Source organism: Denitratisoma sp. DHT3 (assembly GCF_007833355.1).
Classification (GTDB): Bacteria; Pseudomonadota; Gammaproteobacteria; order Burkholderiales; family Rhodocyclaceae; genus Denitratisoma.
In genome coordinates, this window is the sequence record NZ_CP020914.1 from 1,261,736 (window position 1) to 1,283,180 (window position 21,445).

General features: G+C 67.8%; 16 protein-coding genes and 1 riboswitch. Of the genes, 6 read left to right on the forward strand and 10 right to left on the reverse strand.

Annotation, left to right across the window (positions count from 1 at the left end; genetic code table 11):
- Nucleotides 1–6 precede the first annotated feature (6 nt).
- From B9N43_RS05690 to B9N43_RS05710, 5 genes are all read right to left on the reverse strand, one after another.
- On the reverse strand, nucleotides 7–1,209 hold the full coding sequence (locus B9N43_RS05690) for a tryptophan--tRNA ligase (protein ID WP_145841349.1): 1,203 nt from the start codon (nucleotides 1,207–1,209) through the stop codon (nucleotides 7–9).
- A gap of 1 nt (nucleotide 1,210) precedes the next feature.
- The gene (locus B9N43_RS05695) at nucleotides 1,211–1,858 is read right to left on the reverse strand and encodes a site-2 protease family protein (RefSeq protein WP_145841350.1); all 648 of its coding nucleotides are present in this window, start codon (nucleotides 1,856–1,858) and stop codon (nucleotides 1,211–1,213) included.
- Nucleotides 1,859–1,874: 16 nt separating this feature from the next.
- Nucleotides 1,875–2,501 (reverse strand): L-threonylcarbamoyladenylate synthase, encoded by a 627-nt coding sequence (locus tag B9N43_RS05700; protein WP_145841351.1) that lies wholly within the window; start codon nucleotides 2,499–2,501, stop codon nucleotides 1,875–1,877.
- A gap of 74 nt (nucleotides 2,502–2,575) precedes the next feature.
- A complete protein-coding gene (locus B9N43_RS05705) occupies nucleotides 2,576–3,409 on the reverse strand; it encodes a 3',5'-nucleoside bisphosphate phosphatase (RefSeq protein WP_145841352.1) in 834 nt (277 codons plus the stop codon).
- Complete coding sequence (locus B9N43_RS05710) at nucleotides 3,406–4,269, reverse strand: alpha/beta fold hydrolase (RefSeq protein WP_145841353.1); 864 nt, start codon at nucleotides 4,267–4,269, stop codon at nucleotides 3,406–3,408. Before B9N43_RS05710 ends, B9N43_RS05705 begins: the two co-directional genes overlap by 4 nt.
- Before the next feature lie 54 nt (nucleotides 4,270–4,323).
- Nucleotides 4,324–4,420: riboswitch (glycine riboswitch) on the forward strand.
- Nucleotides 4,421–4,550: 130 nt separating this feature from the next.
- Between B9N43_RS05710 and gcvT the strand changes: the two genes are divergently transcribed.
- The 3 genes from gcvT to gcvP are packed head-to-tail and all read left to right on the forward strand — an operon-like array spanning nucleotide 4,551 to nucleotide 9,011.
- Complete coding sequence (gcvT, locus tag B9N43_RS05715; protein ID WP_145841354.1) at nucleotides 4,551–5,654, forward strand: glycine cleavage system aminomethyltransferase GcvT; 1,104 nt, start codon at nucleotides 4,551–4,553, stop codon at nucleotides 5,652–5,654.
- Nucleotides 5,655–5,703: 49 nt separating this feature from the next.
- Nucleotides 5,704–6,087, forward strand: coding sequence for a glycine cleavage system protein GcvH (gcvH, locus tag B9N43_RS05720; RefSeq protein WP_145841355.1), 384 nt, complete (start codon nucleotides 5,704–5,706; stop codon nucleotides 6,085–6,087).
- A 29-nt stretch (nucleotides 6,088–6,116) separates the two neighbouring features.
- Complete coding sequence (gene gcvP, locus B9N43_RS05725; RefSeq protein ID WP_145841356.1) at nucleotides 6,117–9,011, forward strand: aminomethyl-transferring glycine dehydrogenase; 2,895 nt, start codon at nucleotides 6,117–6,119, stop codon at nucleotides 9,009–9,011.
- Nucleotides 9,012–9,109: 98 nt separating this feature from the next.
- Here the strand turns inward: gcvP and B9N43_RS05730 are convergent, their stop codons facing one another.
- On the reverse strand, nucleotides 9,110–9,862 hold the full coding sequence (locus B9N43_RS05730) for an S-methyl-5'-thioinosine phosphorylase (RefSeq protein ID WP_145841357.1): 753 nt from the start codon (nucleotides 9,860–9,862) through the stop codon (nucleotides 9,110–9,112).
- Between the two features lie 105 nt (nucleotides 9,863–9,967).
- On the opposite strand from B9N43_RS05730, the gene typA reads away from it, so the two are divergent.
- Both typA and B9N43_RS05740 read left to right on the forward strand, forming a co-directional pair.
- Nucleotides 9,968–11,788: a translational GTPase TypA gene (typA, locus tag B9N43_RS05735; protein WP_145841358.1), complete on the forward strand. Its 1,821-nt coding sequence runs from the start codon at nucleotides 9,968–9,970 to the stop codon at nucleotides 11,786–11,788.
- Nucleotides 11,789–11,950: 162 nt separating this feature from the next.
- Nucleotides 11,951–13,165: an HD-GYP domain-containing protein gene (locus tag B9N43_RS05740; protein ID WP_145841359.1), complete on the forward strand. Its 1,215-nt coding sequence runs from the start codon at nucleotides 11,951–11,953 to the stop codon at nucleotides 13,163–13,165.
- Nucleotides 13,166–13,217: 52 nt separating this feature from the next.
- Here B9N43_RS05740 and galU read toward each other — a convergent pair whose 3' ends face one another.
- Genes galU through smc form a run of 4 tightly spaced genes read right to left on the reverse strand, consistent with a single transcriptional unit; the run spans nucleotide 13,218 to nucleotide 20,919 of the window.
- Complete coding sequence (galU, locus tag B9N43_RS05745) at nucleotides 13,218–14,081, reverse strand: UTP--glucose-1-phosphate uridylyltransferase GalU (protein WP_145841360.1); 864 nt, start codon at nucleotides 14,079–14,081, stop codon at nucleotides 13,218–13,220.
- Nucleotides 14,078–16,129 (reverse strand): NAD-dependent DNA ligase LigA, encoded by a 2,052-nt coding sequence (gene ligA / locus B9N43_RS05750; RefSeq protein ID WP_145841361.1) that lies wholly within the window; start codon nucleotides 16,127–16,129, stop codon nucleotides 14,078–14,080. The genes galU and ligA overlap by 4 nt, the downstream gene beginning before the upstream one ends.
- Nucleotides 16,130–17,362, reverse strand: coding sequence for a cell division protein ZipA C-terminal FtsZ-binding domain-containing protein (locus B9N43_RS05755; protein WP_145841362.1), 1,233 nt, complete (start codon nucleotides 17,360–17,362; stop codon nucleotides 16,130–16,132). It lies immediately after the preceding gene.
- Between the two features lie 53 nt (nucleotides 17,363–17,415).
- A complete protein-coding gene (gene smc / locus B9N43_RS05760) occupies nucleotides 17,416–20,919 on the reverse strand; it encodes a chromosome segregation protein SMC (protein ID WP_145843460.1) in 3,504 nt (1,167 codons plus the stop codon).
- A gap of 97 nt (nucleotides 20,920–21,016) precedes the next feature.
- On the opposite strand from smc, the gene queF reads away from it, so the two are divergent.
- Nucleotides 21,017–21,433 (forward strand): preQ(1) synthase, encoded by a 417-nt coding sequence (gene queF, locus B9N43_RS05765; protein ID WP_145841363.1) that lies wholly within the window; start codon nucleotides 21,017–21,019, stop codon nucleotides 21,431–21,433.
- Nucleotides 21,434–21,445: the final 12 nt, after the last annotated feature.

Below are 21,445 nucleotides of genomic sequence, written 5' to 3' on the forward strand. Positions count from 1 at the left end.
GGGCATTCAGTCGTAGCTCACGCCGATCGCCGCGCGCACGTCGCGCATCGTTTCCTGCGCCAGCGCGCTGGCCTTCTCGCGCCCCGCGGCGAGGATGTCCTTCACCAGTCGCGGGTTCTCCTCGTACTGCCGCGCCCGCTCGCGCATCGGCTCCTGCTCCTTCAGCACGCCCTCGATCACCGGCTGCTTGCAGTCCAGGCAGCCGATGCCGGCGGAGCGGCATCCTTCCTGCACCCACTGCTTGACGCCGGCGTCGGAATAAATCAGGTGGAACTGCCAGACCGGGCACTTGTCCGGATCGCCCGGATCGGTGCGGCGCACGCGCTGGGGATCGGTCTGCATGGTGCGGATCTTCTTCCGGATCGACTCCTCGTCCTCGCGCAGGGAGATGGTGTTGCCATAGGACTTGGACATCTTCTGGCCGTCCAGGCCCGGCATCCGCGAAGCCTCGGTGAGCAGCGCCTCCGGCTCCACCAGGATCATCTTGCCACCGCCCTCCAGGTAGCCGAACAGGCGTTCCCGGTCCAGCATGGACAGGCTCTGGGCCTCGTGCAGCAGGGCCCGCGCCTGTTCCAGCGCCTCGCCGTCGCCCTTTTCCTGGTAGCGGGTGCGCAGTTCGCCGTACAGCTTGGCGCCCTTGCCGCCGAGCTTTTTCATCGTCTCCCGCGCCTTGTCCTCGAAGCCGGGCTCGCGGCCGTAAAGATGGTTGAAGCGCCGCGCCAGTTCGCGGGTGAACTCGACGTGGGGAATCTGGTCCTCCCCCACCGGCACCTTGTCGGCCCGGTAGATCAGGATGTCGGAACTCATCAGCAAGGGATAGCCGAGGAAGCCGTAGGTGGTCAGGTCCTTGTGGGTCAGCTTTTCCTGCTGGTCCTTGTAGGTCGGCACCCGCTCCAGCCAGCCCAGCGGCGTCATCATCGACAGCAGCAGGTGCAGCTCCGCATGCTCCGGCACCTGGGACTGGACGAACAGCGTCGCCTTGGCCGGATCGACCCCGGCGGCCAGCCAGTCGACCACCATGTCGCGGGCGTTGTCGGTGATGGTGCCCGGCTCGTCGTAGGCGGTGGTCAGGGCGTGCCAGTCGGCGACGAAGAACAGGCAGGGATAGCGGTCCTGCAGCTTGACCCAGTTGGCCAGCACCCCATGGTAGTGGCCAAGATGGAGACGCCCGGTGGGGCGCATGCCGGAGAGAACTTTTTCAGCGTACATGTCAGAAGCCAAACAGAGTCTTGATCAATGCCAGGTACAGCGCCAGGGGCGGCCGCAGCAGCAGGTCCAATACGTGCGTGAAGAGCAGCGCCAGCAGGATGATCATGCCATAACGCTCCAATTCGGCGAATTTCATCGATGCCTTGAGCGGCAGCAGGCTCACCATGATCCGCCCGCCGTCCAGCGGCGGCAACGGCAGCAGATTCAGGATCATCAGCACCCCATTCACGCTGATGCCGACCCGGGCCATTTCCGCCAGCGCCAAAGCGTAGCCCTCCTCGCCCGGTCCCGTCACGATCTTCAGCACCAGCGCCCAGCACAGGGCCATGAACAGGTTGGCCGCCGGCCCCGCCGCCGCCACCCAGAACATGTCCTGCTTGGGCCGCCGCAACCGTCCGAAATTCACCGGCACCGGCTTGGCCCAGCCGAACATCAGGCCGCCGCCGGAAAACAGCAGGATCATCGCCGGCACCAGGATCGTGCCCACCGGATCGATATGGCGCAGCGGGTTGAGGCTGATGCGGCCCAGCTGCCAGGCGGTCGGGTCGCCGAAATGGCGCGCCACGTAGCCATGGGCCGCTTCGTGCAGCGTGATGGCGAAAAGAATGGGAATGGCGGAGATCGCCAGTGTCTGGATCAGATTGTCCATGGGATGGGCGCGGATTCTAGCAGAGCCCCAGCGGCGCCAGCGGCCCCAGGCCGGCCCGCACCAGCGCCGGCGCGCCATCCGCCAGATTGACCACGGTGGTCATCTCGGCACCGCAGGTACCGCACTCGATCACCAGGTCCAGTTGCCGCTCCATGCGTTCGCGGATGTCCTCCGCATCGCTCAACGGCACCTCCTCCCCCGGCAACAGCAAGGTGGAGATCAGCAGCGGCTCGCCCAGTTCCTCCAGCAGTGCCGTCGCCAGCGGATGGTCCGGCACCCTGAGGCCGATGGTCTTGCGCTTGGGGTGCAGCACCCGGCGCGGCAATTCCTTGGTGCCCTCGAGAATGAAGGTGTACGGTCCCGGCGTCGCGGTCTTCAGCAGCCGGTACTGCGCGTTGTCCACCCGGGCATAGGTGGCGATCTGGGACAGATCGCGGCACATCAGGGTGAAGTGATGCCGCTCATCCACGCCGCGGATGCGGCGGATCCGATCCAGCAGCGCCGCGTCGCCGGTGTGCCCGCCCAGGGCGTAGGCGGCATCCGTCGGAAAGGCGACCAGGCCGCCCCTCCTCACGATCTCCGCGGCCTGCCGGATCAGGCGCGGCTGGGGATGGTCGGGGTGCAGGGAAAAGAATTGCGACATGGTTCCAGGGTCTGTTCTCGGTCGGTCGTCGAATCGCGTTGGGCTGAAAAGGGCGAAGGGACGCCATGATAGGCTCAAATCAACTCATTCCAGACCGGCGTCAAATCCTCGGGCAGGGGCGGCAGCTTGCCGAGGTCGTTCCAGCTCTCGCCGGGACCGTGGAAATCCGAGGCACGGGACGCCAGGAAACCGAATTCCCGCGCCACCCGGGCCATTTCCAGCACTTCGCTCTCGCTCTGGGAGCCGGACAGCACTTCGATTCCGCGTCCGCCCAGATCCTTGAAATCGGCGAAGACGCGGCGCAACGCCTTCTTCGTCACCTTGTAGCGCTGCGGGTGCGCCAGCACCGCGATGCCGCCGGCGCCGCGGATCCAGCCCAGCGCCTCTTCCAGCGTCGCCCAGAAATGGGGCACATAGCCGGGCTTGCCCTTGGCCAGCCAGTGATCGAACACCGACTTCACGTCCTTGGCGCGGCCGCATTCGACGATGTAGCGGGCGAAGTGGGAACGCCCCACCAGGGCCGGATTGCCCGCATGGCGCAGCGCGCCCTCGTAGGCGCCGTGGATCGCCACCTTGTCCAGTTCCTCGGCGATGCGGCGCGCCCGGAGGTCGCGGCCGCTGCGCACGTGGGCCAGCCCCGCGACCAGGTCCGGATGCCGCTCGTCGATGCCCAGCCCGACGATGTGCAGGGTCTGGTCGTCGCCCCAGGTGGAGGAAACCTCCACGCCATCGACGAAGCGCAGGCCCTGCGCCGCGGCCTCGGCGCGGGCCTCGGCCAGGCCGCCGGTTTCATCGTGGTCGGTCAGCGCCAGCAGCTCGACGCCGTTGGCCTTGGCCCGCCGCACCAGTTCCGCCGGCGACAGGCGGCCGTCGGAAACCGTGGAATGGCAATGCAGATCGGCGTTCATGACAGAAACTCCTCGACCAGCGCCGCAACCGTCTCGGGCTGGTCATGATGCAGATTGTGGCCGCAGTCGGCCACCACCTCCAGCCGATGGCGGGCGAAGCAGGCCATGCGGCTTTCCATGTCGCCCGGCTGGTCGGCGAAGGCGCGCCGGATGTAGTCGGAATCGTCGCCGTGGATGAACAGCACCGGCGCCTGGATCCGGCGCCAGCAGGCCTTGGCCTCGTCCAGATGGATCCGTGTCGGATTGACCCAGAGATGGCGGGGATCGGCCGCCCAACTGACGCCGCCCTCCACCTCGCGCGCCAGATGCCGCGCCAGATATTCGGCCCGCGCCGGCGTCAGGCGCGGATTGTCGCGCCGCAGGCGGGCGGCGAACGATGCCCGGTCCGGATAGGTGCGGAACGCGGCCTCCTCCCCCATCTGCCGCAGCCACTGGGCGACGCGGCCGGGCATTTCCTCGGCCGTGGAGACATGCAGGCCGATGCCTTCCATATTCACCAGCGCCGCCACCCGCTCGGGACGGATGCCGCCATAGAGGCTGGAGACCACCGCGCCCATGCTGTGGCCGACGATCCGCGCCGGCGCCGCCGGCGAATAATGCAGCAGCAGCTGGTCCAGGTCGGCGAAATAATCGGCGAACCAGTAATGACCGTGGTTCCATTGGGACAGGCCGAAGCCGCGCCAGTCCGGCGCCACCACCCGCCAGGAATGCCGCAGGGCCTCAACGACGAACTGGAACGAAGCCGAGACCTCGCACCAGCCGTGCAGCAGGAACAGCACGGGAGCGTCCGGCTCGCCCCAGACACGCACGTGGTGGCGACCGCCGCGCAGTTCGATGAATTCCGAAGTCGATTGTTGCATTGCGAAATTCTATCAGGGAGCTTGCGCGGACCCCGGTCCGGCCGGCATAATCCGCCCCGGTCGTCGGGAGAGAGCCTCTCCCTATCATGCGAGATGCCGCCGAAGGCGCAACCCCCAGGAACCGCTCAGGCAAAAGGGCCGACGACGCAGCAAAAATCTGGAGAGCGGCAGCTCGGAACATCCTCCGAATCGTGCCCACCGAAGGAGTCAATCTCTCAGGTACAAGGACAGATGGGGCACGAACCGACCGGTTCGCGCCCTTTTTTATTTTCGGTCCGCCCATGAGCCAACGCACCGCCCTCCACCAGACCCATCTCGACGCCGGCGCCAGGATCGTCGATTTCGCCGGCTGGGACATGCCCATCCACTACGGCTCCCAGATCGAGGAGCACCACGCGGTGCGCCGCGCCGCCGGCATGTTCGACGTCTCCCACATGCTGTCGATCGACCTCGCCGGCGCCGACGCCACGCCCTATCTGCGCCGCCTGCTCGCCAACGACTGCGCCAAGCTCCAGGCCCAGCCGGGCAAGGCGCTCTACTCCTGCATGCTGCGGGAGGACGGCGGCGTCATCGACGACCTGATCGTGTATTTCCTCGCCCCCGACCGCTATCGCATCGTCGTCAACGCCGGGACGGCCGACAAGGACGTGGCCTGGATGCAGGCCCAGGCCGACGGATTCGCCGTCACCCTGACGCCGCGCCGCGATCTGGCGATGATCGCGGTGCAGGGGCCGCAGGCGCGCGAGAAGTTTTTCGCCGCCTACCCGGCCGCCCGGCCCGTGGCGGAAGCCCTGGCGCCCTTCCAGGGCGCCGAATGGTCCGCCGCGCCCCAAAACGCAGAGGGCGCCTGGTTCATCGGCCGCACCGGCTACACCGGCGAGGACGGCTTCGAGATCGCCCTGCCCGCCACCCAGGCCGCCGCCGCCTGGGCCGCGCTGGCCGCCGCCGGCGTCGCCCCCTGCGGCCTCGGCGCCCGCGACACCCTGCGCCTGGAAGCCGGCATGAACCTCTACGGCCAGGACATGGACGAAAGCCAGAACCCATTGGAATCCGGTCTCGCCTGGACCGTGGATTTCAAGGACGCGGACCGCGACTTCATCGGTCGCCGCGCCCTGGCGGCGCTGACTCCCGGCCGCCGCCTGGCCGGGCTCGTGCTGCTCGACCGGGGCGTGCTGCGCGCCCACCAGAAGGTCCATACCGCCGCCGGCGATGGCGAGACCACCAGCGGCACCTTCTCCCCGACGCTTGAGCGCTCCATCGCCCTGGCCCGCATTCCCGCCCATGTCGAGAATGGCGCCGAGGTCGAAGTCGAAATCCGCGACAAGCGCCTCAGGGCGAAAGTGGTCAAGCCGCCCTTCGTCCGCAACGGCAGCGCATTGGTCTGACAAAACCCCGCAACTCCACGCATAACCACAACCGATCCAGGAGCCCGCCATGAATGTCCCCGCAGAATTGAAGTACGCCAAGTCCCACGAGTGGGCCCGGCTGGAAGCCGACGGCACCGTCACCGTCGGCATCACCGACCACGCGCAGGAAGCCCTGGGCGACATCGTCTTCCTCGAACTGCCCGACGCGGGACGCGTCGTCAAGGTCGGCGAGGAGGTGGCGGTAGTGGAGTCGGTGAAGGCCGCATCCGACATCTACGCGCCGATCTCCGGCGAGATCATCGCCGCCAACCAGGCCGCGGTGGATGCGCCCGAGAGCGTCAATGGCGACGCCTACGGCACCTGGCTGTTCAAGATCAAGCCCAGCAACCCCGCCGAACTGGACGCCCTGCTCGACGCCGCCGGCTACACCGCCGTCGCCGAGAACGACTGACCCCGCCTAAAAACCCTTAGGTTTTCCCCATGCCGACACTGCCCCTTTCCGCCCTGGAACAGCAGGACGAATTCCTCGCCCGCCACATTGGCCCTTCGGAAGCCGACCAGGCCGCGATGCTCGCCGCCATCGGCGCCGCCAGCCTGGACGAGCTGATCGCCCAGACCGTGCCCGCGGCGATCCGCCTGCCGACGCCGCTGGCGCTGCCCGGCCCGCGCCGCGAGCACGAGGCGCTGGCCGACCTGAAGGCCATCGCGGCGCAGAACCGGGTGAACAAGTCGCTGATCGGCATGGGCTACCACGATACCCTGACGCCGGCGGTGATCCTGCGCAACGTGATGGAGAATCCCGGCTGGTACACCGCCTACACGCCCTACCAGGCCGAGATTGCCCAGGGCCGGCTGGAAGCCCTGCTCAACTACCAGCAGATGGTGATCGACCTCACCGGGTTGGAACTCGCCAACGCCTCGCTGCTCGACGAGGCCACCGCCGCCGCCGAGGCGATGACCATGGCGCGGCGCATCTCCAAGTCCAAGGCCAACGCCTTTTTCATCGACGCGGACTGCTTCCCCCAGACCATCGCCGTGGTGCAGACCCGGGCCAAGTATTTCGGCTTCGAGCTGATCCTCGGCCCCGCCGGCCAGGCCGCCGAGCATGAGGTGTTCGGCGCCCTGCTCCAATACCCCAACGTCAAGGGCGAAGTCGCCGACCTCGCCCCGACGATCGCCGCCCTCAAGGCCAAGGGCGCGGTCAGCGCCGTGGCCACCGACCTGATGGCGCTGGTGCTGCTCAAGTCCCCCGGCGCCATGGGCGCCGACATCGCGCTGGGTTCCAGCCAGCGCTTCGGCGTGCCGATGGGTTTCGGCGGCCCCCACGCCGCCTTCTTCGCCACCCGCGACGAACACAAGCGGCAAGTGGCAGGCCGCATCATCGGCGTCTCGATCGACGCCCGCGGCAAGAAGGCGCTGCGCATGGCCCTGCAAACACGGGAGCAGCACATCCGCCGCGAGAAGGCCAACTCCAACATCTGCACCTCGCAGGTGCTGCTGGCCAACATGGCCGGCATGTACGCGGTCTATCACGGCCCGCGCGGCCTCGCGGCCATCGCCGGCCGCATCCACCGCCTGGCCGCCATCCTCGCCGCCGGCCTTGAAACCGCCGGCATCGAGGTGACGACGGCGCGCTATTTCGACACCGTGCTGGTGGCGCACCCCGAGGCCGCCCGCCTGTGCGACGCGGCCGAAGCGGCCGGCTACAACCTGCGCCGGGTTTCCGCGACCGCACTGGGCATCGCCGTCGACGAAAAGACCACCCGGACCGACATCGCCGCCCTGCTGCGACTGATCACCGGCCAGGCGGCGGACAGCGACGCCCTCGACGCACTGGACGCCAAGGCCATGGCCGACGACTGCCTGGCCGGCCTGCTGCGCGACGACGCCATCCTCGGCCATCCCGTGTTCAACAGCCACCACACCGAGCACGAGATGCTGCGCTACCTGAAGAAGCTGCAGAACAAGGATCTGGCGCTGGACCACGCGATGATCTCGCTGGGCTCATGCACCATGAAACTCAACGCCACCAGCGAGATGATCCCGGTCACCTGGCCGGAATTCGCCAACCTGCACCCGTTCGCCCCCATCGCCCAGGCCGCCGGCTACCGCCAGATGATCGGCCAGCTGGAGCAATGGCTGGCCGCCATCACCGGCTTCGACGCCGTCTGCATGCAGCCCAATTCCGGCGCCCAGGGCGAGTACGCCGGCCTGGTGGCGATCCGCCGCTACCAGGAAGCGCAAAGTGAAAAGACGGGCCAGGGCCCGCGCGACGTCTGCCTGATCCCCAGGTCCGCCCACGGCACCAATCCGGCCACGGCCCAGATGTGCGGCCTCACGGTGGTGGTGGTGGATTGCGACGACAACGGCAACGTCGATGTGGCCGATCTCAAGGCCAAGGCCGCGCAGCACGCCGAGCGCCTGTCCTGCCTGATGCTGACCTACCCCTCCACCCACGGCGTGTTCGAGGAGGCGGTGATGGACATCTGCGCCGCCATCCACGCCCATGGCGGCCAGGTTTACATGGACGGCGCCAACCTCAATGCCCAAGTGGGCCTGACCAGCCCTGGCCGGATCGGCGCCGACGTTTCCCACATGAACCTGCACAAGACCTTCGCCATCCCTCACGGCGGCGGCGGGCCGGGCATGGGTCCGATCGGCCTGAAAGCCCATCTGGCACCCTACATGGCCAATCACCCGGTGCAGCCCATCGACGGCCCCCACGCCGGCCAGGGCTCGGTCTCGGCCGCGCCCTGGGGCTCGGCCTCGATCCTGCCGATCTCCTGGATGTACATCGCGATGCTGGGCGGCAGCGGTCTTCGGCGCGCCACCGAGACGGCCATCCTCAACGCCAACTACGTGGCGAGCCGCCTCCAGGACCACTACCCGGTGCTCTACGTGGGCAGCCGGGGCCGGGTGGCGCACGAGTGCATCCTCGACGTGCGCGCCATCAAGGCCAATACCGGCATCGCCGAGACCGACATCGCCAAGCGTCTGATGGACTACGGTTTCCACGCGCCGACGGTGAGCTTCCCCGTGGCCGGCACCCTGATGGTGGAACCGACGGAATCGGAATCCAAGGCCGAGCTGGACCGCTTCATCGCCGCGATGATCGCCATCCGCGAGGAGATCCGCAAAGTGGAACAGGGCGTCTGGCCGGGGGACGACAATCCCCTGAAGCACGCCCCCCACACCCAGGCCGACATCGCCGCCGCCGACTGGAGCCGTCCCTACAGCCGTCAGGAGGCGGTGTTCCCGCTGCCCTGGGTGGCCGAGAACAAGTTCTGGCCGACGGTGAATCGCATCGACGACGTCTATGGCGACCGCAACCTGTTCTGCGCCTGCGTGCCGATGGAGGAACTGGCCGGGGGCTGACCCCGGCGCCGGGGCCGGAACCCGTGCCGGCTATTCGGGCAGGCCGTCGCCAATCGACTCCCTGGGCTTCCCGGCAAATCCGGGTTCGTTCCCGGACGTCACGACGGGCAGAACTCCTCGGAACACAAACCGGCGATCACGTTGCGGGTGCGGATCATGGCCGCCTGCAGGATGGCCTCGATGTGATCGAAACGGATGCCGTCGCGGCTGTCGGCGCGGCCCGCGGCCCAGTTCGCCACCACGCAAATGGCGGCGTAGGGCAACTCCAGTTCCCTGGCCAGGACGGCCTCGGGCATCCCGGTCATGCCGACGATGTCCGCCCCGTCCCGCTCCAGCCGATCCACCTCGGCGGCGGTCTCCAGGCGCGGTCCCTGGGTGGCGGCATACACCGCTCCCTCCAGAATGGTTTCTCCCGCCGCCTCCGCCGCCCGCAGCAGCTCGGCACGCAGGGCCTCGTCATAGGGATAGGTGAAATCCACGTGGACCACCTGACTGACGCCGCTTTCGAAAAACGTGGAGGAGCGGCCCCAAGTGTAATCGATGATCTGATGGGGGATCACCAGGCTGCCCGGTACCAGGTCCTGCCGGATGCCGCCGACCGAGGCCACCGAGACGATGCGTCCGGCCTTCGCTTCCTTGAGCGCCCAGAGGTTGGCCCGATAATTCACCATGTGCGGCGGAATGGTGTGACCATAGCCGTGACGGGCGAGGAAGACCACCGATTGACCACCGATCCGGCCGAAGGTCAGCGCCCCCGATGGATCGCCGAACGGCGTGCGCACCACTTCCCGGTGCGACACGTCCAGGTTGGCGAGCTGGGTCAGACCGCTGCCGCCGATGATTGCCAACATTTGTCCATCCTCCCGTCGCTGCTGAAGTCAGAGCCGGACATGCGCCGTGTTAGAATGCGCGCCCGTTTTTTCGCACCGCAACATTCCTCCCAGGATCCCTCCCTCATGAGCCGCGCTCTCCGAAACATCGCCATTATCGCCCACGTGGACCACGGCAAGACCACGCTGGTGGACCAATTGCTCCGCCAATCCGGCACTTTCCGTGAAAACCAGCAGGTGGACGAGCGGGTCATGGACAGCAACGACCTGGAAAGGGAACGGGGTATCACCATCCTCGCCAAGAACACCGCCATCGACTACGAAGGCACCCACATCAACATCGTCGACACCCCCGGCCACGCCGACTTCGGCGGCGAGGTGGAACGGGTGCTGGGCATGGTGGACGGCGTGCTGCTGCTGGTGGATGCGGTCGAAGGCCCGATGCCGCAGACCCGCTTCGTCACCAAGAAGGCCCTGGCCCTGGGCTTGAAGCCCATCGTCGTGATCAACAAGATCGACCGCCCCGGCGCCCGCGCCAACTGGGTGGTGGACCAGACCTTCGACCTCTTCGACAAGCTCGGCGCCACCGACGAACAGCTGGATTTCCCCATCGTCTACGCCTCGGGCCTCAACGGCTTCGCCAAGCTGGACCTCAAGGCGGAATCCAGCGACATGCGCCCCCTGTTCGAGACCGTGCTGTCCCACGTGCGGCCGCCCGCCGGCGACCCGGGCGAGCCCCTGCAGTTGCAGCTCGCGGCGCTGGACTATTCCACCTACACCGGCCGCCTGGGCGTCGGCCGCATCCTCAACGGCCGCATCAAGCCGGGCCAGTTCGTCGCCGTGATGAACCACGAGGTCCAGGTCGCTTCCGGCCGCATCAACCAGGTGCTGGGCTTCCAGGGCCTGGAGCGGGTGCCCGTGGAGGAGGCCGAGGCCGGCGACATCGTGATCATCTCCGGCATCGAGGACATCGGCATCGGCCTCACCATCGCCGACCGCGACAATCCCATCGGCCTGCCCATGCTGACCGTGGACGAACCCACCCTGACCATGGACTTCATGGTCAACTCCTCGCCGCTCGCCGGCACCGAGGGCAAGTTCATCACCAGCCGCCAGATCCGCGACCGCCTGACCAAGGAGTTGCTGACCAACGTCGCGCTGCGCGTCGAGGACACCGCCGACTCCGACGTGTTCCGCGTCTCCGGCCGCGGCGAACTGCACCTCACCATCCTGCTGGAGAACATGCGCCGCGAAGGCTTCGAGATCGCGGTGGCAAAGCCGCGCGTGGTGTACAAGGAGATCGACGGCGAGAAGTGCGAGCCCTACGAGAACCTCACCATCGATCTGGAGGACAGCAACCAGGGCGCCGTGATGGAGGAGCTGGGCCGACGCCGCGGCGAACTCACCAACATGGAGTCCGACGGCCAGGGCCGCACCCGCCTCGAATACCACATTCCCGCGCGCGGCCTGATCGGCTTCCAGTCCGACTTCATGACCATGACCCGCGGCACCGGCCTGATGAGCCACATCTTCGACGACTACAAGCCGGTCAAGCCCGACCTGCCCGGCCGCCACAACGGCGTGCTGGTGTCGCAGGAAGACGGCGAGGCCGTGGCCTACGCCCTGTGGAACCTGGAGGACCGCGGCCGCATGTTCGTCAGCCCCGGCGACAAGCTCTACGAGGGCATGATCATCGGCATCCACAGCCGCGACAACGACCTGGTGGTGAACCCGATCAAGGGCAAGAAGCTCACCAACGTCCGCGCCTCCGGCACCGACGAGGCCGTGCGCCTGACCACGCCGATCAAGCTCACGCTCGAATCCGCCGTGGAGTTCATCGACGACGACGAACTGGTGGAAATCACCCCGAAATCGATCCGCCTGCGCAAGCGCCATCTGAAGGAACACGAGCGCCGCCGCGCGGTGCGGGAGAGCGATGCCGGCTGACGCCGCCGCGCGCATCGCGCTGAAACCCGGCCCCATCCGAAGCCTCCTGTACCCAGGAGGCTTTTTCTTTCGGTGCGCCAGGCATATGGCCCGTGGCGCCGTGACTGGCGCGCCGACTCAAGGCGGTTGTCGTCGGATGACGACGACCGTATAGTTTGACGAATGTTAAAGAAGATCAATGTTGCCGACCTGCGGCGGAACATGTTCATCCACGAACTCTGCGGCTCCTGGATGGAACACCCTTTCTGGCGCGCGTCCTTTTTGCTCAAGGACCACAAGGATCTGCAGATTCTCCGGACCTGCGGCATCACCGAGGTCTGGATCGATACCGAGAAGGGCCTCGACGTCGCGGCGGGTCAGGCCAAGGAGGAGGCCGAGCAGGAGATCAATCTCGAACTCGATCGGGCGGATGACGGTCCGGTCCAGGCGCAAGTCCCCTTGGCCGACGAAGTCCGCGTCGCCGCCCGCATCGTGGCCCGGTCCAAGGCGGCCGTCAGCTCCATGTTCCAGGAAGCCCGAATGGGCAAGGCCTTGAATGCCGACGACGCCATCCCCCTCGTGGAGGAAATCTCGTCCTCGGTATACCGCAATCCCGGCGCAATCGTCAGCCTGGTCAGGCTCAAGAACAAGGACGAGTACACCTACATGCATTCAGTGGCCGTCTGTGCCCTGATGGTGGCACTGGCCCGACAACTCGGACTCAACGAAACCGATACCCGGGAGGCCGGCCTGGCGGGACTGCTCCATGACGTGGGAAAGATGATGATTCCCGACGCAGTGCTGAACAAGCCGGGAAAGCTGACGGACGACGAGTTCACCCTGATCAAGAGCCATCCGGAAGAGGGGCACAAGCTCCTCCTCGAAGGCAGGAACATCAGCCATTCGACGCTGGACGTCTGCCTGCATCACCACGAAAAAGTCGATGGCAGCGGTTATCCGCACCATCTCAAGAGCGAGGAAATCACGCTGTTCGCCAAGATGGGCGCGGTTTGCGACGTCTATGACGCCATTACCTCCAACCGCCCGTACAAGGCCGGCTGGGATCCGGCCGAATCGCTGCGCAAAATGGCCGAATGGGCCAAGGGCCATTTTGACGAACCGATCTTCCAGACCTTCGTCAAAAGCGTCGGCATCTATCCCATAGGCTCGCTGGTCCGCCTGGAATCCGGCCGTTTGGGGGTCGTGGTGGATCAGGGAGAGAACTCCTTGCTGACACCCAAGGTACGTACGTTTTTTTCCACCAGGTCGGGCGTATACATCAAGCCGGAACTGATCGACCTTTCAAGGCCGGCCGCCAGGGACAAGATCGTCGGGCGCGAAGACGCCGAGAAATGGGGAATCAAGAACGTCGAACGGATGTGGATGATGCCCGCATAGCGGGCCGGCGGGTTGCGCCAGGCTTATCCTTAAAACCTCAATTTGTGCGTCGTCAGCGGATGTCCAGATACTCCCCGAAAGCCTCCCCGACCTCCGGATGGCGCAGGCCGAATTCCACCGTCGCCTGGAGATAGCCGAGCTTGGAGCCGCAGTCGTAGCGGGTGCCCTGGTAGCGATGGGCCAGCACCTGCTCCTCGTCGAGCAGGGCGGCGATGCCGTCGGTCAGCTGGATCTCGCCGCCGGAGCCGGGCCGCACCCGCGCCAGGTGGTGGAAGATGCGCGGCGTCAGGATGTAGCGGCCGACCACCGCCAGGGTCGACGGCGCATCCTCGGGCCGGGGCTTCTCGACGATCGCGGAAATCTGCTCGATGCGTTCCGCCAGCGGGCGGCTGGCGACGATGCCGTAGCTCTTGGTCTCGGCCCTGGGCACGTCCTGCACGCCCAGCACCGAGCAGTGGTAGTAGTCGTAGGCATCCACCATCTGGCGCAGCACCGGCGGGTTGCCGTCGAGCAGATCGTCGGCCAGCAGCACGGCGAAGGGCTCGTCGTTGACCACCGGCCTGGCGCAGAGCACCGCGTGGCCGAGGCCGAGCGCCTCGGGCTGGCGGATGTAGATGCAGTTGATGTTCTTGGGCATCATCTGCCGCACGAATTCCAGCAATTCGGTCTTGCCCCGCACCTCGAGCTCGTTCTCGAGTTCGTAGGCCTTGTCGAAATGATCCTCGATGGCGCGCTTGCTGCGGCCGGTGACGAAGATCATGTCGGTGACCCCCGCCGCCACCGCCTCCTCCACCGCGTACTGGATCAGCGGCTTGTCCACGATGGGCATCATTTCCTTGGGGCTGGCCTTGGTGGCGGGCAGGAAGCGGGTGCCCAGCCCGGCCACGGGGAAGACGGCCTTGGTGACTTTTTTCATTGTTCCAGCAACTCCATCAACTGCGATTCATCGAGCACCGGCACGCCCAGCTCCTGGGCACGGACGAGCTTGGAGCCGGCCTCGGCGCCGGCCACCACGTAATGGGTTTTCTTCGACACCGAGCCGGCCACCTTGCCGCCCCGGGACTCTATCAAATCCTTGGCTTCGTCGCGGGACAGGGTGGGCAGGGCGCCGGTGAGGACGAAAGTCTTGCCGGCCAGCGGCGCCGCCACTGCGGCGGCGGCCTCTCCCTCGGTCCAGTTCAGGCCGGCGGCGCGCAGGGCCGCGATCACCTCGCGGTTGTGGGGCTGGGCGAAGAAATGGGCCAGCGAGGCCGCCACCACCGGCCCCACCTCGGGCACCTGCTGCAATCGTTCCTCGCTGGCCGCCAGCAGGGCGTCCAGGCCACCGAAATAGCGGGCCAGATCCTTCGCCGTGGCCTCGCCCACGTTGCGGATGCCGAGCGCGAAAATGAAGCGGGCCAGGGTCGTCCGCCGACTCTTGTCGATGGCGGCCAGCAGGTTCCGCGCCGACTTCTCGGCCATGCGCTCGAGCCCGGCCAACTGTTCCAGGGTGAGTCCGTAGAGATCGGCGGCGGTATGGACCAGACCGCCATCGACCAACTGGTCCACCAACTTGTCGCCGAGGCCCTCGATGTCCATCGCGCGGCGTCCGGCGAAGTGCAGCAGCGCCTGCTTGCGCTGGGCCGGGCAATAGAGACCGCCGGTGCAGCGGGCGATGGCCTCGCCCTCGGGCTTTTCGATGGCGGAGCCACATTCGGGGCAATGCGTCGGCATGACGACGGGCGGATGCAGCGGCTCGCCGCCGAACAGGTCCCGCGTCGGCCGCTTCTCGGCGACCACCGCCACCACTTCCGGAATCACGTCGCCGGCGCGGCGCACGATCACCGTGTCGCCCACCCGCACGTCCTTGCGCTCCACCTCCTCGAAGTTGTGCAGGGTGGCGTTGGTCACCGTCACGCCGCCGACGAAGACCGGCGCCAGGCGCGCCACCGGCGTGATCGCGCCGGTGCGCCCGACCTGCACCTCGATGGCCTCCACCGTGGTCAGCATCTCCTGCGCCGGATACTTGTGGGCCACGGCCCAGCGCGGCTCTCGGCTGACGAAGCCCAGCCGCGCCTGGAGCTCGAAACGATTCACCTTGTACACCACGCCGTCGATGTCGAACGGCAGCTGGTCGCGCCGCGCCGCGATTTCCCGATGGAAGGCGACCAGTCCCGACGCGCCGAGCACCACCGCGCGGTGTTCGCACACCGGCAGGCCCATGGCGACGAATGCCTCCAGCAGTTCGCCGTGGGTCGCCGGCAGCGGCCAGCCCTGGACCTCCCCCAGGCCATAGGCGAAGAAGCTCAGCGGCCGCCGCGCGGCGATGGCCGGATCGAGCTGGCGGATACTGCCGGCGGCGGCGTTGCGGGGATTGACGAAAGTCTTCTCCCCGCGCTCGCGCTGACGCTGGTTCATGCGTTCGAAGTCGTCGCGGCGCAGGTAGATCTCACCCCGCACTTCCAGCACCGGCGCCCGCATCGCGCCGTCATCGCGCAGGCGCAGCGGGATCTGGCGCAGGGTGCGGACGTTCTGGGTGACGTCCTCGCCCACCTCGCCATCGCCGCGGGTGGCGGCCTGGATCAGCAGGCCATGCTCGTAGCGCAGGCTGATCGCCAGGCCGTCGAACTTCAGTTCGGCCGCGTACTCCAGCGGCGGCTCGCCCTCGCCCAGCCCCAGCTCGCGCCGCACGCGGGCATCGAAGCCCTCGGCGCCACTGGCCTCGGTGTCGGTCTCGGTGCGGATCGACAGCATCGGCACGCGGTGCCGCACCTGACCGAAGGCCGGCAGGGGCGCCCCCCCCACGCGCAGGGTGGGCGAATCGGCGCTGCGCAGTTCGGGATGAGCCGCCTCCAGTTCCTGCAATTCGCGGAACAGACGGTCGTACTCGGCATCAGGAATGATCGGCGCGTCGAGGACGTAATAAGCGCGGTTGTGGCGCTCGATCTCCTCGCGCAGCGCCTCGACGCGTGCGGCGACGCTCATTCAGACGAATAGGCGCAGCGCGCGCGGGCCGCCGGCGGGCAGTTCGCTGGCCGCCATGCGCTTCTGGATCTCGGCGATCTTGCCACGGATGCTGGTCAACACGTTGTCCGCCAGGAGTCGGCGCTGGTCGTCCACCAGTATGCCGTCGACGGCGACCGACAGACGCCGCGCCGCCGCCAGCAACTGGTCGAACACCGCCGGACCGGCGGCCACGCGCGGCACGTCCAGCCAGAAGGTGACGCCCGGCGTCGTCATGCCGCGCATCTCCTCCAGCACGAAGGGAGCGGCGTCAAAGTTGGACAGGGTGATCAGGGTCCGGCCGTGATCGTCCACCAGGTGGAACATTCCGTCCGGACGCCACTGGAAGCCGGCCGATTCGAGCAGGCCGCGCAGCTTGCTGCCGGCGATCCCGGCGCCGTTGCGGTTCACCACGTGGACCGCGATCTGGACGTCGACGCTGGCGCAGAATTCGTCCAGGGCCACGGCGTGCTTGTGCACCTCGGCCAGCGGCGGCTTGGCGGCGTGTCCGCCCAGGTCGCGCACCGCCTGTTCCAGGGTTTCCACGAACAAGGCCAGTTCGCTCTCGGCCAGCGCGCCCTGGCGGTCGGCCAATTGCAGCAGCGCGCGCGCCTCGGCGTAGCTGCCCGACTCGTGAGGCGCCACTTCATGCCAGCCGCGATCGCCGCGCACGATCAGCCGCAGGCGCTTGGACACCCGTCCGCTCAGGCTGTGCAGGGCCTGCCAGAGGCGCTCGGCCGGCTGTGGCTGCGCGAAATCGAGATTCACACCGATTTCCACCACCGGATCGTGCAGGGATTCGTCCGGCTCGCCATCCGCCGACACCGGCACCGGTTCCTGCGCTTGCCGGACGGGCGCGACGGACTCCGACACCGCCAGCACTTCATCCACTTCCAGCACCGCCGGCTCCAGCCGTGGCGCCGCATCCTCCACCGCGCTCTCCACCGCGACCGCCTCCACGTCCGGCAGGTCGCCGAGCGCCGGCTCCAGCCGCTCGTCCGGCGCATCGGGCGCGACGCTCTCCTGGACGGCATCCGCCGGCTCCGCGTCGGCGGCCTGCGCGTCGCCCAGCAGCACGTCGGGCTGACCGCCGCGGAAGACGCGCTCGGCGGCCTTGCGATGGCGCCGCTCCTGCAGCAGATTGAACACCCAGACGCCGATCACGACGGCCGCGCCGGCGGCGATCAGACTCAACTGGAAATCGGTAAGCATCATTTCAAGCCTCCCCTCGGGGGCAGCGAACGAAGTGAGCGTGGGGGTCATTCATCTCAGGCTGCCTTTTCCTCGGTCATGCGCAACGCTTCTTCCATGTCCACCTCGACCACGCGGGAAACGCCCCGCTCCTGCATGGTAACCCCGATCAATTGCTGGGCCATTTCCATCGCGATCTTGTTGTGGGAAATGAAAATGAACTGGGTGACCGCCGACATGCGCTTCACCATCTCGGCGAAGCGCGCGGTGTTGGAGTCGTCCAGCGGCGCGTCCACCTCGTCCAGCAGGCAGAACGGCGCCGGGTTCAACTGGAACATCGCGAACACCAGGGCGATCGCGGTGAGCGCCTTCTCGCCGCCGGAGAGCAGATGGATCGTGGAATTCTTCTTTCCCGGCGGCTGGGCCATGATCTGCACGCCGGCGTCGAGGATCTCGTCGCCGGTCAGGATCAGCCGCGCCTCGCCGCCGCCGAACAACTGGGGGAACAGGGTGCCGAAGTGGCGGTTCACCGTGTCGTAGGTCTCCTGCAGCTGTTCGCGGGTCTCCCGGTCGATGCGGCGGATCGCGTCCTCCAGGGTGTTGATCGCCTCCAGCAGATCGCCGGACTGGGCATCGAGGAAGCCCTTGCGTTCGCGGGCGGAGTTCAGCTCCTCCAGGGCCGCCAGGTTCACCGGCCCCAGGGCCTCGATCTCCGTTCCCAGGCGGGTGATTTCCGCCTGCATCACGTTGTCGCGCAGGCCCGGCAGCAGATCGGGGATCAGCGCGCCCTCGTCGGCATTGGCCTCGACCAGGCGCTGCTGGTACTGCTCCTCGTTGAGCTGCGCCGCCTGCTGCTTGAGCTTCAGCTCGTTGATCCGGTCGCGCAGCGGCGTCAGCCCCTGCTCCAGGCGCAGGCGCTGCTCGTCCATCGCGCGCAGTTCGGCGGCCACGGTTTCCATCGCGTTGCGCCGCTCGGCGAGCAGGCCCTCGCGGCTTTGCTTGTCGGCCAGCGCCGCCTGCAACTGGTCCAGCAGCACGTCGTCGCTGAGGCCGGCCAGTTCCTCCCGCGCCCGCAGCGTTTCGTCCGCCACCCGCTCCAGTTGCGCCTGGGCGATCTCGGCGTTGCGCGCGTTGTCTTCCAGCTTGGACAGGCACTCGCGCTCGGAGAAGCCCGCCTCCTGGGCCTCGCGGGAGAGCTGTTGCTCCAGCGCGCGGGTCTCGCGCAGGGCGGTTTCCTTCTGGCGCTGGATCTCGCCGGCGCGGGCCAGGCGTTCCTGCGCCACTTCCAGTTGCTCGGTCCAGCGCGCCGCGCCCTCCTCGGCCCGCAACTGGGCGGCGCGTTCGGTCTCTTCGTGGCGGCGGACGTCCTCCAGGTCGCGGGATATCTGCCCCGCCCGCTCCTCGAAGCGGGCCTGGGCCTGGGCCAGCTTGAGGGCCTCGACCTGGGCGGCGTGGGCGCGCTGGCGCGCCTCCTGCTCGCCGCGGCGCGCCTGGGCCAGTTCGGCCTGGGTCTCGGCCAGTTGCCGTTCCGCGTCCTGCTGGACTTCGCGCGCGGCCTCCTCGTCCTGCTGGCGCGCTTCGAGCAGCGCCTCCAGTTCGTCGATCTCGCGCTGCCGCTCGATCACGCCGTGGGTCCTGGCGTCCGGCACGTACAGCGTCAGGCCGTGGGCGCCGCGCAGGTGGCCGGCGCGGTTCACGTATTGCGTCTGCGAAGCCGGCGGCGGACAGGACGCCAAGTCCTCGGCCACCCGCACCTGGCCCAGCCATTCGTCGAGCACGGCGGTCCAGCGCGGGTCGTCGCTCCTCACCTTGGCGCGCAGGCCGTCGGCGAGCACCGGGACGGCAGGAGCGGCGGCGCCGTCGGGCAGGGCCAGGGCGAAAATCGTCGGCGGCGGCTCCGCCAGGGCGGCGGCGGCCGTGGCGCCATCGGCGACCAGGGCGGAAAGCCGCTCGCGCAGCACCGCCTCGACCGCGGTTTCCCAGCCGGCCTCGACTTGCAGGCCCTGCCACAGGGGCTTGGCCTGATCCAGGCCGCGCGCCTTCAGCCATGCGCCGATGTCGCCGTTCTGCTGGACGCGCTTTTGCAGTTGCACCAGGGCGTCGCGCCGGGCCACGGTCGCGGTGGCCTCGCGGTGCGCGGCCTGGAGGCGTTCCCGCGCCATGCGCAGCGCCGCTTCCAGTTCCGGCAGCCGGGCCTGCAACTGCGCCAGGCGCTCCTGCTGCATGGCCAGTTCATCCTCGGCCCGGGCCTGGGCTTCCTGGGTCGCCGCCAGTTGCACCGGGTCCGGCGCGCCCAGGGCGTTCCGCTCCTGCTCCAGCCGCGCCGCGCGCTGGCCCAGGCCCTCCAGGGCGCGGGCGGCATGGCCCCGGTCGGCCTCGGCCAGGCGCAGGCCCTGCTCGGCTTCGCCCAGCAACATCCGTGCTTCGGACAGCGCGCTGCCGGCGGCCTGCACCGCCTCCTCGGCCTGCGGCAGGCGCTCGGCGGCCTCCTCATGGCGGGCGCCGGCGGTCTCGGCGCGCAGCCGGGCGTTGTCCAGCAGCGAGTTCCAGCGCGCCGCGTCCTGCTGCAACTGGGCGGACTGGCCGCGCCAGTGGCCGTCCTCCACCGACAGTTGCTGCAAGCGCTGTTCCAGGCGCAGGGTGGTCTCCCGCATGCGGCCGATTTCGCTCTCCAGGCGGGTGACTTCGGCGTTGGCGGCGTACATCTCGGCCTGGGTGCCGTGCAGCGCGTCGGACGCGGCGAAATGCGCTTCCCGTGCGTGCTCCACCCGCGCCTCGATCTCGCGCAACTGGGCGGTTTCCGCCTCCAGGCGGGTCGCCGACTCGGCCACGGTGGTGGCCAGGCGCGCGGCGTCCTGGCGCGCGTCGTTGCGCTTCTTGAGCCAGAGCAGCTGCTGCTTGTGGCTCAGCCGGGCGTTGAGGTCCTTGTACTGACGCGCCACCTCGGCCTGGGATTCGAGACGGCCGATCTGACCGTCCAGTTCGTTGCGGATGTCCTCCACCCGCGACAGGTTCTCGCGCGCATCCTCCAGGCGGTGCTCGGTCTCCTTGCGCCGCTCCTTGTATTTGGTGACGCCGGCCGCCTCCTCCAGGAAACCGCGCAGGTCGTCGGGCCTGGCCTCGACGATGCGGGAGATCATGCCCTGGCCGATGATGGCGTAGGCGCGGGGACCGAGGCCGGTGCCGAGGAACAGGTCGATCACGTCGCGGCGGCGGACGTGGAGGTTGTTGATGTAGTAGCTGGAGTTGCCCTCGCGGTCGAGCACGCGCTTGACCGTGATCTCGGCGTACTGGCTCCACTGGCCGGCGGCCTTGCCCAGGTTGTTGTCGAAGAACAGCTCGACGCTGGCCCGGCTCACCTCCTTGCGGGTGCCGGAGCCCTTGAAGATCACGTCCTGGATCGACTCGCCGCGCAACTCGGAGGCCTTGGACTCCCCCAGCACCCAGCGCACCGCGTCGATGATGTTGGACTTGCCGCAGCCGTTGGGCCCGACGACTCCGGCCAGCTGCCCGGGGAAGAGCACCGTGGTGGGATCGACGAAGGACTTGAATCCGGCGAGTTTGAGTTTGGTCAGGCGCACGACGAAGCTGGCGGTCTCGATGGTGGAATGGTCGGGCAATCCCCGAAGAGCGGCGATTATAATCGCTACTGCTTTTCCAACCCCTCACTCCGCCATCATGTCCACCCAGCCCGGCAAAACCCTGGAAACCTTCCCCAACCCCGCGCCCCACCGGGATTATCAGATCCACATGGAAATTCCGGAATTCACCTGCCTGTGCCCCAAAACCGGGCAACCGGACTTCGCCGTGCTGACCCTGGACTACATCGCCGACAAGCTCTGCGTCGAACTGAAGAGCCTCAAGCTCTACACATGGAGTTTCCGCGACGAGGGCCACTTCCACGAGGACGTCACCAACCGCATCCTCGACGACCTGGCGAAAACCCTGAAGCCGCGCTTCATGCGCCTCACCGCCCGCTTCTACGTGCGCGGCGGAATCTTCACCAACGTGGTGGCCGAACACCGCAAGAAAGGCTGGAAACCCGCCCCCCGCGTGGAACTGGCGGAATTCGACGGCCAGTCCAACACCCGCTGAATACCCGCCGGA

What these genes read in the sequence shown, in the direction of transcription:
- B9N43_RS05690 (WP_145841349.1), bottom strand. Translation starts at nt 1,209, where the DNA reads ATGTACGCTGAAAAAGTTCTCTCCGGCATGCGCCCCACCGGGCGTCTC.
- B9N43_RS05695 (WP_145841350.1), bottom strand. Translation starts at nt 1,858, where the DNA reads ATGGACAATCTGATCCAGACACTGGCGATCTCCGCCATTCCCATTCTT.
- B9N43_RS05700 (WP_145841351.1), bottom strand. Translation starts at nt 2,501, where the DNA reads ATGTCGCAATTCTTTTCCCTGCACCCCGACCATCCCCAGCCGCGCCTG.
- B9N43_RS05705 (WP_145841352.1), bottom strand. Translation starts at nt 3,409, where the DNA reads ATGAACGCCGATCTGCATTGCCATTCCACGGTTTCCGACGGCCGCCTG.
- B9N43_RS05710 (WP_145841353.1), bottom strand. Translation starts at nt 4,269, where the DNA reads ATGCAACAATCGACTTCGGAATTCATCGAACTGCGCGGCGGTCGCCAC.
- gcvT (WP_145841354.1), top strand. Translation starts at nt 4,551, where the DNA reads ATGAGCCAACGCACCGCCCTCCACCAGACCCATCTCGACGCCGGCGCC.
- gcvH (WP_145841355.1), top strand. Translation starts at nt 5,704, where the DNA reads ATGAATGTCCCCGCAGAATTGAAGTACGCCAAGTCCCACGAGTGGGCC.
- gcvP (WP_145841356.1), top strand. Translation starts at nt 6,117, where the DNA reads ATGCCGACACTGCCCCTTTCCGCCCTGGAACAGCAGGACGAATTCCTC.
- B9N43_RS05730 (WP_145841357.1), bottom strand. Translation starts at nt 9,862, where the DNA reads ATGTTGGCAATCATCGGCGGCAGCGGTCTGACCCAGCTCGCCAACCTG.
- typA (WP_145841358.1), top strand. Translation starts at nt 9,968, where the DNA reads ATGAGCCGCGCTCTCCGAAACATCGCCATTATCGCCCACGTGGACCAC.
- B9N43_RS05740 (WP_145841359.1), top strand. Translation starts at nt 11,951, where the DNA reads ATGTTAAAGAAGATCAATGTTGCCGACCTGCGGCGGAACATGTTCATC.
- galU (WP_145841360.1), bottom strand. Translation starts at nt 14,081, where the DNA reads ATGAAAAAAGTCACCAAGGCCGTCTTCCCCGTGGCCGGGCTGGGCACC.
- ligA (WP_145841361.1), bottom strand. Translation starts at nt 16,129, where the DNA reads ATGAGCGTCGCCGCACGCGTCGAGGCGCTGCGCGAGGAGATCGAGCGC.
- B9N43_RS05755 (WP_145841362.1), bottom strand. Translation starts at nt 17,362, where the DNA reads ATGATGCTTACCGATTTCCAGTTGAGTCTGATCGCCGCCGGCGCGGCC.
- queF (WP_145841363.1), top strand. Translation starts at nt 21,017, where the DNA reads ATGTCCACCCAGCCCGGCAAAACCCTGGAAACCTTCCCCAACCCCGCG.